At 58.7% G+C, this 13557-nt stretch carries 13 protein-coding genes and 5 tRNA genes; 10 read left to right on the top strand and 8 right to left on the bottom strand.

The window, feature by feature from the left end; translation table 11 throughout:
* Nucleotides 1-87 precede the first annotated feature (87 nt).
* The 6 genes from csrA to mgtE all read left to right on the top strand — a co-directional run bounded on the left by csrA (nucleotide 88) and on the right by mgtE (nucleotide 2764).
* The gene (gene csrA / locus C4K40_RS23250; protein ID WP_002554426.1) at nucleotides 88-276 is read left to right on the top strand and encodes a carbon storage regulator CsrA; all 189 of its coding nucleotides are present in this window, start codon (nucleotides 88-90) and stop codon (nucleotides 274-276) included.
* A gap of 62 nt (nucleotides 277-338) precedes the next feature.
* Nucleotides 339-429, top strand: a tRNA-Ser gene (locus C4K40_RS23245).
* 107 nt (nucleotides 430-536) lie between these two features.
* Nucleotides 537-613, top strand: a tRNA-Arg gene (locus C4K40_RS23240).
* A gap of 71 nt (nucleotides 614-684) precedes the next feature.
* Nucleotides 685-761 (top strand) — tRNA-Arg (locus C4K40_RS23235).
* Between the two features lie 71 nt (nucleotides 762-832).
* Nucleotides 833-909, top strand: a tRNA-Arg gene (locus C4K40_RS23230).
* 412 nt (nucleotides 910-1321) lie between these two features.
* On the top strand, nucleotides 1322-2764 hold the full coding sequence (gene mgtE / locus C4K40_RS23225) for a magnesium transporter (RefSeq protein WP_022640315.1): 1443 nt from the start codon (nucleotides 1322-1324) through the stop codon (nucleotides 2762-2764).
* A 106-nt stretch (nucleotides 2765-2870) separates the two neighbouring features.
* On the opposite strand, the gene C4K40_RS23220 is transcribed toward mgtE, so the two are convergent.
* The gene (locus C4K40_RS23220; RefSeq protein WP_003178899.1) at nucleotides 2871-3197 is read right to left on the bottom strand and encodes an Arc family DNA-binding protein; all 327 of its coding nucleotides are present in this window, start codon (nucleotides 3195-3197) and stop codon (nucleotides 2871-2873) included.
* 379 nt (nucleotides 3198-3576) lie between these two features.
* On the opposite strand from C4K40_RS23220, the gene phnN reads away from it, so the two are divergent.
* Nucleotides 3577-4158, top strand: coding sequence for a phosphonate metabolism protein/1,5-bisphosphokinase (PRPP-forming) PhnN (gene phnN / locus C4K40_RS23215; RefSeq protein ID WP_053137029.1), 582 nt, complete (start codon nucleotides 3577-3579; stop codon nucleotides 4156-4158).
* Here phnN and C4K40_RS23210 read toward each other — a convergent pair.
* Both C4K40_RS23210 and C4K40_RS23205 read right to left on the bottom strand, forming a co-directional pair.
* Nucleotides 4133-4312, bottom strand: a complete 180-nt coding sequence (locus tag C4K40_RS23210) for a PA3371 family protein (RefSeq protein ID WP_053137250.1) — start codon at nucleotides 4310-4312, stop codon at nucleotides 4133-4135. The genes phnN and C4K40_RS23210 overlap by 26 nt on opposite strands.
* 13 nt (nucleotides 4313-4325) lie before the next feature.
* Entirely contained in the window at nucleotides 4326-4562 is a 237-nt protein-coding gene (locus C4K40_RS23205) for a hypothetical protein (protein WP_031320337.1), read from the bottom strand.
* 280 nt (nucleotides 4563-4842) lie between these two features.
* Here C4K40_RS23205 and C4K40_RS23195 point away from each other — a divergent pair.
* Nucleotides 4843-4919 (top strand) — tRNA-Arg (locus C4K40_RS23195).
* An 87-nt stretch (nucleotides 4920-5006) separates the two neighbouring features.
* Here the strand turns inward: C4K40_RS23195 and C4K40_RS23190 are convergent.
* Complete coding sequence (locus tag C4K40_RS23190; RefSeq protein ID WP_053137026.1) at nucleotides 5007-6437, bottom strand: gamma-aminobutyraldehyde dehydrogenase; 1431 nt, start codon at nucleotides 6435-6437, stop codon at nucleotides 5007-5009.
* A gap of 258 nt (nucleotides 6438-6695) precedes the next feature.
* Between C4K40_RS23190 and C4K40_RS23185 the strand changes: the two genes are divergently transcribed.
* Nucleotides 6696-7787, top strand: a complete 1092-nt coding sequence (locus tag C4K40_RS23185) for a polyamine ABC transporter substrate-binding protein (protein ID WP_053137023.1) — start codon at nucleotides 6696-6698, stop codon at nucleotides 7785-7787.
* 156 nt (nucleotides 7788-7943) lie between these two features.
* Nucleotides 7944-8804: a helix-turn-helix transcriptional regulator gene (locus C4K40_RS23180; RefSeq protein ID WP_053137020.1), complete on the top strand. Its 861-nt coding sequence runs from the start codon at nucleotides 7944-7946 to the stop codon at nucleotides 8802-8804.
* Here C4K40_RS23180 and C4K40_RS31655 read toward each other — a convergent pair.
* From C4K40_RS31655 to C4K40_RS23165, 4 genes are all read right to left on the bottom strand, one after another.
* Nucleotides 8782-8919 (bottom strand): hypothetical protein, encoded by a 138-nt coding sequence (locus C4K40_RS31655; protein WP_157064374.1) that lies wholly within the window; start codon nucleotides 8917-8919, stop codon nucleotides 8782-8784. The two genes, C4K40_RS23180 and C4K40_RS31655, sit on opposite strands and share 23 nt — an antisense overlap.
* 155 nt (nucleotides 8920-9074) lie before the next feature.
* On the bottom strand, nucleotides 9075-9737 hold the full coding sequence (locus tag C4K40_RS23175; protein WP_053137017.1) for a DUF1266 domain-containing protein: 663 nt from the start codon (nucleotides 9735-9737) through the stop codon (nucleotides 9075-9077).
* Nucleotides 9731-10984, bottom strand: coding sequence for a hypothetical protein (locus tag C4K40_RS23170; RefSeq protein WP_053137014.1), 1254 nt, complete (start codon nucleotides 10982-10984; stop codon nucleotides 9731-9733). Before C4K40_RS23170 ends, C4K40_RS23175 begins: the two co-directional genes overlap by 7 nt.
* Nucleotides 10975-13305, bottom strand: a complete 2331-nt coding sequence (locus tag C4K40_RS23165; RefSeq protein WP_053137011.1) for a hypothetical protein — start codon at nucleotides 13303-13305, stop codon at nucleotides 10975-10977. Before C4K40_RS23165 ends, C4K40_RS23170 begins: the two co-directional genes overlap by 10 nt.
* Nucleotides 13306-13557: the final 252 nt, after the last annotated feature.

Below are 13557 nucleotides of genomic sequence, written 5' to 3'. Positions count from 1 at the left end.
GTAGGACTACTGCCGACCCGGTTGTAGGCCAACACCCTTTTTTTTGCAGACTGTAGTCCCTGAAATGTAATGCGTGAGGAGAAAGGTATGTTGATTCTGACTCGTCGGTGCGCAGAAAGCCTGATCATTGGTGATGGCGAAATCACTGTGACCGTGCTCGGCGTCAAAGGTAATCAAGTGCGTATTGGTGTCAACGCCCCCAAAGAAGTGGCGGTCCACCGTGAGGAAATCTACCTGCGGATCAAGAAAGAGAAGGACGAAGAACCAAGCCATTAATTTTTCTCGTTTTTTTTGTTTGCAAACGGGGAGAAAGGTGGTTAATATACGCCCCGTGTTGCGGAGAGCTGGCCGAGTGGCCGAAGGCGCTCCCCTGCTAAGGGAGTACACCTCAAAAGGGTGTCGGGGGTTCGAATCCCCCGTTCTCCGCCATTATTTGCTTAGTACGTTGTAATCTGGCTTCTTCTGTAAGTTGTTGAATTTACTAGAAAAAGTGCTTAACAAGATGATTCAACGGGCTATAATGCGGCGCAACAAATGCACTCGTAGCTCAGCTGGATAGAGTACTCGGCTACGAACCGAGCGGTCACAGGTTCGAATCCTGTCGAGTGCACCATTTAAGAGTTGCTTGTAGCGATATGAGTAACTCGGCTTCAGCCAGTTGTGGTCTGGTCTAAAAACACAAATGCACTCGTAGCTCAGCTGGATAGAGTACTCGGCTACGAACCGAGCGGTCACAGGTTCGAATCCTGTCGAGTGCACCATTTAAGAGTTAGTTGTAGCGATATGAATAACTCGGCTTCAACCAGTTGTGGCCTGGTCTAAAAACACAAATGCACTCGTAGCTCAGCTGGATAGAGTACTCGGCTACGAACCGAGCGGTCACAGGTTCGAATCCTGTCGAGTGCACCATATATCAGAAAGCCCGTATCGCAAGATACGGGCTTTTTGTTTTTGTGCGGCTTTATCTTCTCTCTTGTCTGTTCGTTCGGAACGGCTTGTCTTCTCGGTAGTCGAATATCCTGCTCGGCGGCATGTCGGCGGACTTTTTTCTCCATCCGTGTGTTTTCTTTTTCTGCCGAGGCGTCGCAGTTCCATAGATTCGGGCGCCGCTCAGGTTTATGTCGCAAGCGCTTGTTCTTGCCGCGATTTTTTAACGTTTAAAACCGCCAGGCGGTGTATGATTGCGCCCGTCAGCCCCGCCGGGGCTTGTGGAATATCTCCATGGACTTACCCAGTAGTTACTCAGTATCTCGTTTTCACAATCATGAACTGACTGATTGATCCTTCCGGCGTGCTCCTCTGCTGGGAGTGGAGTTCGCCTATGACCGAAGTAGAAGTAAAGAAAACGCAGGAAAGCCTGCAGGATCGCCTGGCTCAAGTCGTTGAGCTGCTGCAGCGCCAGCGTGTGGTCGAAGACCTGACGCACCGTCAGGAAGGCCATCACCATGACCGGGTGGAAAACCTGGTCCATCGGCAGAATCTCGTCGAGCTGCAGCGCAAGCTCGATGACCTGCACTCTGCCGACGTCGCTTACATTCTCGAAGCCTTGCCCCTGGAAGAGCGCCTGACTGTCTGGCAGCTGGTCAAGGCCGAGCGTGACGGCGACATCCTCCTCGAAGTATCCGACTCCGTGCGTGAAACCCTGATCGCCGACATGGACGATCATGAGCTCCTGGCTGCGGCCAAGGAGATGGACGCTGACGAACTTGCTGACCTGGCTCCCGAGCTGCCGCGAGACGTCGTCCATGAGCTGATGGAGGCCCTCGATGGCCAGCAGCGTGAGCGTGTCCGCTCCGCGTTGTCCTATGACGAGGAGCAAGTCGGTGCCCTTATGGACTTCGAGATGGTGACCATCCGCGAGGATGTCAGCCTTGAAGTGGTCCTGCGTTACCTGCGTCGCCTGAAGGAGCTGCCTGGCCATACCGACAAGCTGTTCGTGGTCGACTACGACGGCGTGCTCAAGGGGGTCCTGCCGATCAAGCGGCTCCTTGTCAATGACCCGGAAAAGCAGGTTGCGGAGGTCATGGCCAGTGATCCGGTGAGCTTTCACCCCGATGAAGACGCCTACGATGCAGCCCAGGCCTTCGAACGTTATGACTTGATTTCGGCCCCGGTGGTCGACAAGAACGACAAGCTGATCGGCCGTTTGACCATCGACGAAATGGTCGACCTGATTCGTGAGGAGAGCGAAAGCGAAGTCCTCAACATGGCCGGTCTGCGTGAAGAGGAAGATATCTTCGCCTCGGTCTGGAAGTCCCTGCGCAACCGTTGGGCCTGGCTGGCCATCAACCTGATCACGGCATTCCTGGCCTCGCGGGTGATCGGTTTGTTCGAAGGTTCCATCGAGAAGCTGGTGGCACTGGCGGCATTGATGCCGATCGTGGCAGGTATCGGCGGTAACTCGGGGAACCAGACCATCACCATGATCGTCCGGGCAATGGCCCTGGACCAGGTCAGTACTGGTAATACCTCGCGCCTGATGCGCAAGGAGCTGGCGGTAGCCTTGATCAACGGCTTGATCTGGGGTGGGGTGATCGGTGCCGTGGCCTACATGTTGTACGGCAGTTGGTCGCTGGGTGTGGTCATGACAGCGGCGATGACCTTGAACTTGTTGCTGGCGGCCCTGATGGGGGTCTTGATCCCCATGACCTTGGCACGCCTGGGGCGAGATCCGGCCATGGGTGCCAGCGTGATGATCACCGCGATGACCGATAGCGGTGGTTTTTTCATCTTTCTCGGCCTGGCGACGATCTTCCTGCTCTGAGCCCTTGGCTATGGATTCCCGACGAAGCGCCTTGATGGCGCTTCGTTGCTTTCAGGCGGGCAAAAAAAAGCCAGCGACTAGGCTGGCTCTAGCTTTCGGGGCAAAATCAGCTGGCGTCTGCGGCCATTTCTGCGTCATGTGCAATCAGCGAAACCAGGGCGTTTTGCTGGCGATGTGAAAGTTGGCGGAAACGTTGAAGCAGCTCGCGTTCATGCAAGGACAGTTCTGGGCTGTCCAGGCGCATGCTCAGCTCTTCACCCAAGGCACCTTCCTGAATAAGACTCTGCTCCAGGCGTGCGATGATTTCGGAGTTCATGCTGCGATGATGGTTGCGAGCCACCTCGGCAATGCGTTCACGCATCCCGTCGGGCAGACGTACGACGAACTTGTCAGCCGTACGGCTGGAATAAATTGCCTGTTTCAATGGGCGCATATATTTAACCGGTTAGTTCAGGGGAGCGGTTCTCGGAATTGGCCGCGGGCTGTTTTTTAGGACAAGCCTGATTGCCAAATGTTCAACCTGAATTGTTAAGAGGCCCGCATCATGCCTCAAAAATTGCCAGATCATTGGCGTCAATTCTGTGACAAATATTGAACTGGATAAAGGCGTTATGCCAGCACCAATTATCAGAAATGCGGACTGGTTTGAAAAGATCGCTGATCCGCATTGTTGGCCGCAGTCTCTCGCCCGGCGGGAGTGGCTGTGCACTAGCGAAGGTGCACGCGCTGCGGATGAGTCTCATGATCCCTACCTGTTAGAGGATAGTGGCAAATGGCCGATTTACTAGTATCTCCGTCCGGATCCCTCATCCATGCCCGGTAGACTCATTTACCTGATGGGCCCCTCGGGGGCTGGCAAGGACAGCCTGATCGATGCCGCCAGGCAGCCATTGGCAGAGATGGGTTGCGAGGTGGCGAGGCGGGTCATCACCCGTTCTGCCGAGTCGGTGGGCGAGAGTGCCGAGGAGGTCAGCGCCGAGGAGTTCGAGCGCCGGGTGACCCAGGGGGAATTTGCCTTATGGTGGCGGGCCAATGGCCTGGGTTATGGCATTGCGCTGCAGATCGACCACTGGTTGGCTCAGGGGCACCACGTACTGGTCAATGGCTCCCGAGGTTATCTGCCGCAGGCTCGGGAGCGTTATCGCGACCTGCTGCCCATTGTGCTTACCGTGGATACCCAGGTGTTGCGCCAGCGTTTGCTAATGCGGGGACGGGAAAGTGTGGCGCAAATCGAGGATCGCCTGAGGCGCAACGAGTTGTTCATCAATGAGGGCTGGATCGGCGACGGGCAGGTGGTGCGCCTGGACAACTCACAAGGGTTGTCGTCTACCGTCCAGCATCTATTGGAGATATTACGCCTGCACGGGATCAGCGCAGCACCGGGTCGAACTTGATCTTGCGCCCGGCAATCAGGGCCAGCAGCAACAGGCTGGAGAACACGCCGCAGGCTGCCAGGCATATCCAGCTGAAGGTTCCTTCGGGCAATGCCATGGCCGCTATGGCGCTAAGCATTACCAGGACAAGCAGGCTTTTGGCTGCGGTGGACATGAACATCTCCTGATCAGAATACCCAGCGCTCGCTTACTAGCTCCGCTGGTGGCTGCGGGGCCTCTCCGGTGGCGGTCTGGGTCATGGTCCCGGGCAGGGCCTGGGTATTGAGGACGGCCAGTTGTGCGCTCAGGCCCTGGCTATGATGAGTGACGCAAGGCCCATCGGTGACGTTGTCCTGCGGTAGAAAGTGAAAAGCCACCAGCACGGCAATGGCTGTCGCATTCAAGAGAAACAGGACGCTGTTCATGGGCATCATCTCCGCAGTGTTTTATCCATGGATAAAGCAGGCTGCGTGCCAACAGTGTATATGCCATTAAATCCTTTAAAAACAGCTGGTTGGCTTTTGTTTGCCGGATGTGTGAGTTGCATTTTGCAATGATGGCTTTTTGCATTGATGCAATTTGCACGATCCCCGCCAGCCAGGCCTGTGGCGCCCTGTAAAAACCCCTACCGATGACATGACAAATACGCCGCTGGCCGTTAACATGCACGCCGTCCTTTGTGCCGTATCAGGCACTTACCTCCGGGTCTCAGTAGCTCAATTGGATAGAGCATCCCCCTCCTAAGGGGAAGGTTGGCAGTTCGAACCTGCCCTGGGACACCATCTCTCCCCTTGTTCGCATCCCATGAAGCTGGCTTCTTGCATCGGACATCCTGTCCGTCGTTCGTCCTTGCCTGCTTCAATGATGGGCTACTCGAAGTTGAGCATGATGTGGCGGATGCAGGTGTAGTCCTCGAGGCTATACAAGCTCATATCCTTGCCATAACCCGATTGCCGCAGGCCGCCATGGGGCATTTCCGTGGCAAGGGTCATGTGTTGGTTCACCCACACGCAGCCGTACTGCAGTTGCCTGGAGGTCCTCAGGGCTCGTTTGACATCGCCGGTCCAGACCGAAGCCGAGAGCCCGTATTCACTGGCGTTGGCCCACTCCAGTACCTGCTCCTCATCGTCGAAGGAGGTCACCGAGACCACCGGGCCGAACACTTCCTTCTGGACTATTTCATCTTCCTGCCTGACTCCGGCAATGACCGTGGGTTGGAAGAAGTATCCAGGGCCGTCGGGAACGTCGCCTCCGGTCAGCACCTCGCTATGGGGCAGCGCCGCGGCGCGTTGTACGAAGCCCAGGACGCGCTCTTGCTGGCGGCGGCTGATCAGGGGGCCAAAATCGATGTCTCGATCTTCTGGGTGGCCGCTGCGTAGCGTCGAAACTTGCTGCACCAGGGCATCCAGGAATGGCTCGCGAATCGATTCCGCGACGTAGATGCGGCAAGCTGCGGTGCAGTCCTGGCCAGCGTTGTAGAAGCCGGCACTGCGCACCATATCGACCACTGCGCGAATGTCCGCATCAGGGAACACCAGGACCGGAGCCTTGCCTCCCAGTTCGAGATGCGTGCGTTTCAGGTTGCCAGCCGCAGCATGGGCCACTGCCTGGCCGGTGGTGATGTCGCCAGTCACGGACACCATGCGTACCTTGGGGTGCGACGAGAGCTGGGCCCCCAGGGTAATGCCGCGTCCGGAAATGATGTTGACGACCCCCCGGGGAAATATGACTGCGCAAAGCCGAGCGATGTAGAGCGCGCTCAAGGGTGTCAGCTCCGAGGGCTTGAAGACCACGGTGTTGCCGGCTGCCAAGGCAGGTGCCAGCTTCCAGGCCGCCATGAACAGCGGATAGTTCCAGGGAGCGATCAGCCCGACGACTCCCAGGGGATCACGCCGGATCATGCTGGTATTGCCGGGCACATACTCTCCTGCCGCGCTGCCGGGCAGGCAGCGAGCGGCCCCCGCGAAAAAGCGCAAGACATCGACCACTGCAGGAATCTCATCTTCGATGGCCATTTGCAGCGGTTTGCCGCAATTGCGACTTTCCAGGGCGCCCAGTTCTTGCGCGGCCATTTCAATCTGGTCCGCGAGCTTGAGCAGCAGGTAGCTGCGCTGTCCGGGAGGTGTCTGTGACCAGGCGGGAAACGCCCGGCTGGCGGCTTCCACAGCCAACTCGAGTTGCGCCGGGCTGGCTGCGGCTACTTCACAGATGAGGCTTTCATCGGCTGGGCAATAGATGCGTTCGTTATCTCCTTCGCCAGATACCAGGTGCCCATCGATAAGCAATTTGTCGTAGACCATTGTTTTAATCCCCATGGGTTTTTATTGGTGGTCGGTTACAAGACTTTCAGCAGCTCAGGGGTGTTGTTCCAAGCTGCATGCGCCCTATCCAACTTATCCCGATCGATCTCCGGCAAGAATTCCCCTTCAAGGGAAGAAGAATTCACAAGCTCGGGTCTTGCCGTCGCAACCGCCTCGGACATACCCCCTGTAGGGTAATGGACGTAGTGGGGTGGCCTGGATAGCTTCCTGGCAGTGCGTTTCCAGGAGAACAATAAAATGAAAAGTCTGGTAATCGAGGCAGGTGTCGCTGTGCTACTGGCGTTATGGCTATCCAGCGCAGCGGGTACGGAAAGTGTGCACATCTATAACTGGACCAATTCCATTGGGCGGACCACCCTGAAGGACTTCCAGCAAGCCACGGGGATCCTTCCCGTCTATGACGTATTCGAGTCCAACGAGATGCTCGATGCGAAGTTGTTGGCCGGCAAGTCCGGCTACGACGTGGTGGTACCTTCCAATAACTTTCTGGCAAAACAGATCCGCGCCGGTGCGTTCCAGCCATTGGACAAGAGCAAATTGCAGAACTGGAGCAATCTGGATCCGGACATCTTGCAGCTGTTGCAAGTAGTGGATCCTGGTAATCAATACGGAGTGCCTTACCTCGGTGGGTCGGTGGGGATCGGCTATAACGTCGACAAGATCAAAGCCATTCTTGGCCTGGAAAAGATCGAATCCTGGGCGACTGTCTTCGAGCCGAGGAATATCGAACAACTGAGCCAGTGCGGTGTAGCGATACTGGATTCGCCCGATGAGTTGTTTGCGGTGATGCTCAATTATCTTGGCCTGGACCCCAACAGCAGCGAGATCAAGGACTACAAGCTGGCACAAGAGAAGTTGCTGCTTATCCGGCCCTACATTACTTACTTCCACTCCGCCAAATACATATCCGATCTGGCCAATGGCAATATCTGCGTGGCCATCGGTTACTCCGGGGATATCTACCAGGCCGCGGCCAGGGCGCAGGAGGCGGGGAAAAACATCGATATCAGCTACTCGCTACCCAAGGAAGGCAGCAAGCTGGCGTATGACATGCTGGCCATTCCCGCTGATGCGCAGAATCCTGATGCGGCCTTGGCGTTCATCGACTACATCCTCAGGCCCGAGGTGATCGCAAGGATCAGTGAAGATGTCGGGTATCCCAATCCGAACTACAAATCCTATTCCTTGATCAGCCGCGAGTTGCTCGACAATCCCATGGTTTTTCCAGAGATTACGGCCAAAAAACAGCTGTTCGTAGCCACGCCGTTGCCTTTTGCCATACAGCGCTTTGCCACGCGATCCTGGACGCAGATCAAGTCCGGCAGATAGCCGTCCTGCCTGCCGGGAGTCTCACCGGAAGTTGCCTGGTACAGGGCTGGTTCATGTTCAGCAAATCGTTCGCCCGGGCGTAAGACTCTGAGGTCCACGCCAGCAGGAAGTCTTTGTGATAGGAATGCACAAACCCGGGCAAGCAGGAGCGTGGCGATGTCTTCCATCATGAGCAGTTATGAAAAGATGAAAGCCCTGGTATCGCTGCGAGAGTGGCACGCCAATCTGTCGGCCGTGATAGAGGCTGTGGGTAGCGATGATTTCGTCGAGAGGCTGGTGCACGCCCTGAGTACCGTGGCTGTTATCCAGTCCACGCAGTTCGTGCTGGAGATCCAGTCCAGGGCGCCAGTTCTGTTGTACGAGAGTGGTATCCCACAACAGAAATATGAATCCTTGATAAACCGCTACTTTGCAGCGGGTTATATGCTCGATCCCATGTGCCTGGCAGTGAAGAGTGGTATTACGCAAGGGTTCTATCACCTGTCCGAGGCTTGTCCGGACGATTTCTTCAGCAGCGAGTACTACAAGAATTATTACCTGGGAAATGGGGTGAAAGAGGACTGTTTCTATGTCATCGATCTCGACCCGGTAACCAAGTTGACCCTATGTTTCTTTCAGGGCAAGACGGGGGAGACATTCGATTATCTGCAACTCGAATTCCTTCGATCCGTCGAGCCATTGGTCAGGAGCCTGGTGCTGCTGCATTGGCAAGGACAACCCGCCATCCTGTCCGAACAGCAAGGACCATGCGAGGCGTTTGATGTCCAGGAACAGGGTATCAGCAGGGATCATATATCCGAGGCTTTCAAGCCGTTTGGCAATGGAGCGCTGACGGAGCGGGAGAAGGATGTGGCCCATCTGATACTTTGCGGGCACTCCACCAAGTCCGCCGCCAATACTTTGAAGGTTGGCCTGGAGACCATCAGGATGCATAGGAAGAATCTCTATGCGAAGTTGCAGATCAATACCCAGGCGGAGCTGTTTGCGTTGTTTCTCAAGTCATTCGCCACAAGATGAACAGGCGTTCAAGCATGTAGATGAACGTCATTATCGCCAGGGTCCAGAATCGTCCTGCCGACAGGCTGGAGCTGCGCTGGATCAGGGCGGTAATCAGTAGAGCTAGATGGGACACGGTACAACCTCCATTTTTCTGTGGGCATGAAAAAGCCCCAGGACACTCAGGGTGCCTGGGGCCGTTCGGCGCTTGATTTATCTATAGTGCAACTTAAACCTGCGGGTTCTATGTCTCACGTGTGAGACTGCTAATAGTGAGGGTTCTCCCGGCCTTCACTCGGTTGCCGGGCTGAATGCCGGCAAACCCTGCCACGCTACTTTTGCCCAGGCCCCGCCGTCTGCCGCGAGCAACTGCTTGAGACTGTCTTCGTTGAAGGTGCTCCCCAGGGCGTCCGCCCTGAAGGCCGCTACCCATTGCCGGCGCCCCTGCATGAAGGCCTGGCCGAAGTCTTCCCAGCTGTCGAAGCAATCCTGAGCTCGCTGGGCATTGAGCAGCATGATGCGCCAGCCGCTGTCGGCTTCCAGCCAGCCCATCAGCGTTGCACACCGGGCGAAGAATGCACTGCGCACGCAAGCGAAGGCGACGGCGGCCCGCGGATCGTCGCTGGCGTTCAGGCCATGCAGGTCGATACGAAACCACTGGCGTTCCAGGGTGGAGTTAAGGTGGTTGCGAACTTCATCGTCGCTGGCGTTGCTGCGAAAGCCGATCTGGTGGAGCAGCGGAGCCCTGAGGGTGTCCCTGGCCTGATCGGCGAAGTAGGTGGTCTCGGGATCGAAGAACCCGGTCATGCCTGTGGCATCCACCATGGGTTGCGCCAGTGTCAGGGCCCAGCGCTTGCGTGGGGTGAAGACCACCAGGGAGGTGGGGCTGGAGCGGCGGCGCAGGTAACCCCAGACCACCCAGGCGCCGAATAGGAAGCCAATGACGGTCAGCATGCTTTGCCTCGCTGCCTGTTGGCTTGCCAGCTGCAGATGGACTCGGCCTGGGCCGGGGACATGTCTTTCCATGGCACGCCTTCGGTGCGATACAACGGGTCCTCCAGGCGAGGCTGTGGCCAAGGGCTTTTCTTGTAGACATGCCGGATGGCATAGCGCACAGCCGGGGCCTCGGGTTCGTTTTCCAGCAACAGGTCGCATTGGCGAGCCGCCACCAGCCACTGGACCATGGGCGAGGGCGAGTCCAGTCGCGAGAACAGCTGTGGGTAGCGCGATACCAGGCGTGTCTGGGCCTCGGGCTCACAGACCTCTTCAATGTGCAGCCAGCCGGTTTCGGTGCGCACGACACCGATGGCGATGCAGTCGTCCGGCGTCTGTTGGTCGGTACCTATGGTATTGAGGAACGCCAGCAGGTCATGGAAGTAGCGCTCCACTGGTGGGCGGTTCTGCTTGCCCTTGACCTGCTCCACGGTCAGTGCGCCGCTGTCCTGGACAATCAGGCTGACCGTGATGTGGGGCTGGCCCTGGGCATCGCGCAGGCTGAAGACCCGCATGCCCTGTTGCTCCACGGCCTCGGCGTAGCGCTCGCCATAGCCGCCGGTCAAGGCCCGGCGATTGGCGAACTGCCCCAGGCAGTGGCGCATCACATAGCTTTCGAACGCCATCTCGGCCCGCAGCAGCGGGCTGTCGCTGCGCATTTCCACCCAGGTGTGCTCGGCACAGGTCACCGTGACTTGCAAGGCATCGGCCGAACTCTGGCGCCAGCCCTGGTCGACCCGGGCCACCATTTGCGCATGTTCCTTCTCCCACAGCGCCAGGGCCTGGGGGCAGTTGATGCGGTCGAGCTTGCCCTCCAGGGCCGTGCCCTTGCGTGACACCAGGAACTCCACCAGCCGGGCCTCCTGGGCCAACAGCTGGGGTTGCGCCGGGTCGATCCACACCAGGGGGGGCGCACTGGCGCAGGCGTCGGCCTCCTGGGCCTTGGCGGCACTGAAGTGCCCGGCTACCCAGGCCGGTAGCCCGGCGCTACCCAATACCTGAGCGGCGTCATCCAGGTCGTGGATGCGTCGTGCCGGTTCGAAGTTGCCAGCCAGGTGCCGATAGAAGTGGTTGAGCAGCCAGCTTTGCACGGCAGCTTCGTCTTCCCGGGCCTGGCTGCGTTGCTTGATGCCTCGCTTGAGTTCATCGGCATTGAGCAGGTTGCGCGCGGCATAGCTGGAGCTGCGTTTGTCGGCGGCTACTTCCATAGCTGCCACCAGCTCTTCTTGGCGGCAGGGGCGGCAGGCGCCTGCAGTTCGGCCATGATCGACTCGATCCGGGTGCGGCATTGCACGTCGTAGTCTTTGCTCGGATCGCAAAGGGCCAGGGTCCGGGCGCAGTAGTCGAGGGCTTCTTCAGTGCGTCCACGAGCCTTGAAGTAGTCCACCGAACAGGACATCACCGACACCTCGTTCATTTCCAGCACGCAGGACTCATAGCGCTGCCACAGGCTGTCGGCGTTGTCCGGATGGGTGGGGGCCAGGTAGCGCGCCAGCTTGATCCGGTCGAACAGCGCCGAGGAGTCCAGCTGCTGGTCGCTGATCTCCTGGGCGGCCTGCCAGTTGAGCAGGCGTTCCAGCCAGATGAGGATTTCGCTGTCGCGGTCCAGCGAGTACAGGGCGTAGGCCACCGAGACGATGTAGCTCTCCGGATTGTGACGGCTGTAGCCGTAGTCCATCGAGAAATGCCACAGCTGCTCCGCGGCTTCGGCGATGCCCGGGTAGTCGTCCATGGCGATACGGGCGCTGAGGACACCGTTGAAGTGCTCGGCGAAGGAACTGGCGGCAATGCCCCGCTGGTGCAGTTCGATGGCATCGGCGTAGCGCTGTTGCTCGTTGTAGCAGCGGTAGTTGATCGCCAGGTTGTTGCAGAGCATCGAGTACAGGTGGGCACAGGCATCGAACGGGTGGCCACTGCCGGTGGCGAAGTAGCGCTCCATATGGGCTTGCCCCTGCTCGTAGGCATCTTTCTGGGCATCGCGCAGCAGCGAGTAGGCTTCGTCGCGAGCCTCGCTTGGCAGTTTGTCGGCCTCTGGTTCCGCCAGTTCCTCCATGGTCAGGGCGTAGTTGTAGGCGTGATTGCCGCTGGCCAGTTGTGGCCGGCACTGTTTCAGCGCTTCGATGATGCCCAGCTTGCGCACTTGGGCGACGAACAAGGCATAGGCGCTGCGGTTGTCGTGCAGGCGACCGGCCTCGATGGCTTGTTGCAGCAGCTCGACCTCGGTGGCTGCGTCGATCAGATCGCGGTCGGCGTCGTGCACTGCGGCCAGGCGCTTGATCCAGGGCTGTTCGGGGTTGCGGCGCAGCGCCTCGGCCCGGGCTTCGGCGAACAACCGATCGAGCTGCTCGAGGTCGTCCATTGCGGCATACAGGGCGACCAGCAGCGGCGTGGTCGCCGGTTCTTCTGGGGTGATCGGCGGCAATGCCTCGAGGAATATTTGCAACAGCTCGCTGGTGACACAGGCACGCATGATGCAGATCGGCCACCAGGCGTTGCGGTCTTCCGGGTCCTTGAGGCGTTCGAGGACCAGGCGTGCTACTGGTGGCCACATCTCCGACTGGCGGTCGTAGATATCCAGGAACGCCCGATGGCCGGCTTCCTCCATGCGTCCGGCTTCCTGCAGCCAGGGCAACTCATACTCGATGAAGCTGTTGCCACCGCCGCTGTCCAGGCTCATCGCCGCCACGTGACAGATCTTCAGGGCGCCGTTCAGGTCGCCCTGGGCGTGCAGGGACCGGGCCGCCAGGCGTGCGATGCGCACGTCCCATTCGCGACGCCGGGGCTGCGACAGGCCAGCCGTGAGCTGGGCGATGGGTTGCTCGAACAGGGCCAGGCGCAGTGGGATGATCTCGATCAGTGAATTGCCCAGCCACAGCCAGTCACCTTCGTCGATGTCCTGCTCGGGGCTGGCGTTGCGGACGACGTTGATCGCGTCCAGGGCGGCGGCGCGGGCTTCTTCGTCACGCTCATGGCGCGCCAGTGCCAGGGCGCGGCGTCGATGCCGGTCGGCGTCGTCCCAGGCCCGCAAGGCGGCGCGTTCGGGGTTGATCAGGGCCAGGGCATAGCGCACTTCGATGGTCTTGAGCGCGACTTCGATACTGCCCATTTCCAGCTGGTCGAAGATCCGATAGCGCCGGTAGTACTCGACATCGAAGTCCAGGGTCTGGGTGGCCATCTGGTTGAGTTTTTCCAGTACCTGCAGCAGTACCGGCTCGTCATCCAGATAGTTGGCGACCTGCAGGCGCAGGATATCCAGGTTGATCTGCAACTCGTCGCGCGCCGCATCCCCTGAGGCTTGCAGCAGGGCGTCACCGTCGCGATCGATGACGGCCTGCGCGGCAACCGAATCGCCGGCCTGCATCCACAGGGTGTGCAGGCGAGCGATGGAGCCCAGGGAGTCGGCGAATAGAGGCTGTGCTTGCAACTGGGCCAGCAGGGTATCGGTTTCCTGCTCTTGCTGTTGCGCTTCGAGGCGGTCCATGAACTGTTCCAGTTCAATACCGGTAATCACACTGCTGTCCTGCGCCATCGTTAACTCCATTGGATAATGCTGTGTACATCCATCGATGCATCTTCTGGCAAACCGGCATGCCCATGTCGCTGATGCCAGCGTCGGGTGCCCGCCGATTCTTCGGCACCTGGCCTGCAAGCCGCGCTTGCTTGCCGCTGCAGAGCGGCGTATCGCGGCTTGGGTGGGGAGCGACAGCGATCGAGGCTTAGAGGCGCGCACGCTAGCAGGTGAAGTTGCAGAATCCAAGATTTCCCAGGCCTTCCAAGACCA

It is taken from the genome of Pseudomonas sp. CMR5c (genome assembly GCF_003850545.1).
Taxonomy (GTDB): Bacteria; Pseudomonadota; Gammaproteobacteria; order Pseudomonadales; family Pseudomonadaceae; genus Aquipseudomonas; species Aquipseudomonas piscis.
This window is presented reverse-complemented; position numbering and strand designations above follow the sequence as displayed.

Bases quoted from the DNA above. Each gene is read 5' to 3' on its own strand.
- C4K40_RS23205 (WP_031320337.1), bottom strand. From the start codon at position 4,562: ATGAACAGCGTCCTGTTTCTCTTGAATGCGACAGCCATTGCCGTGCTG.
- phnN (WP_053137029.1), top strand. From the start codon at position 3,577: ATGCCCGGTAGACTCATTTACCTGATGGGCCCCTCGGGGGCTGGCAAG.
- csrA (WP_002554426.1), top strand. From the start codon at position 88: ATGTTGATTCTGACTCGTCGGTGCGCAGAAAGCCTGATCATTGGTGAT.
- mgtE (WP_022640315.1), top strand. From the start codon at position 1,322: ATGACCGAAGTAGAAGTAAAGAAAACGCAGGAAAGCCTGCAGGATCGC.
- C4K40_RS23185 (WP_053137023.1), top strand. From the start codon at position 6,696: ATGAAAAGTCTGGTAATCGAGGCAGGTGTCGCTGTGCTACTGGCGTTA.
- C4K40_RS23165 (WP_053137011.1), bottom strand. From the start codon at position 13,305: ATGGCGCAGGACAGCAGTGTGATTACCGGTATTGAACTGGAACAGTTC.
- C4K40_RS23170 (WP_053137014.1), bottom strand. From the start codon at position 10,984: ATGGAAGTAGCCGCCGACAAACGCAGCTCCAGCTATGCCGCGCGCAAC.
- C4K40_RS23175 (WP_053137017.1), bottom strand. From the start codon at position 9,737: ATGCTGACCGTCATTGGCTTCCTATTCGGCGCCTGGGTGGTCTGGGGT.
- C4K40_RS23180 (WP_053137020.1), top strand. From the start codon at position 7,944: ATGTCTTCCATCATGAGCAGTTATGAAAAGATGAAAGCCCTGGTATCG.
- C4K40_RS23210 (WP_053137250.1), bottom strand. From the start codon at position 4,312: ATGTCCACCGCAGCCAAAAGCCTGCTTGTCCTGGTAATGCTTAGCGCC.
- C4K40_RS23190 (WP_053137026.1), bottom strand. From the start codon at position 6,437: ATGGTCTACGACAAATTGCTTATCGATGGGCACCTGGTATCTGGCGAA.
- C4K40_RS23220 (WP_003178899.1), bottom strand. From the start codon at position 3,197: ATGCGCCCATTGAAACAGGCAATTTATTCCAGCCGTACGGCTGACAAG.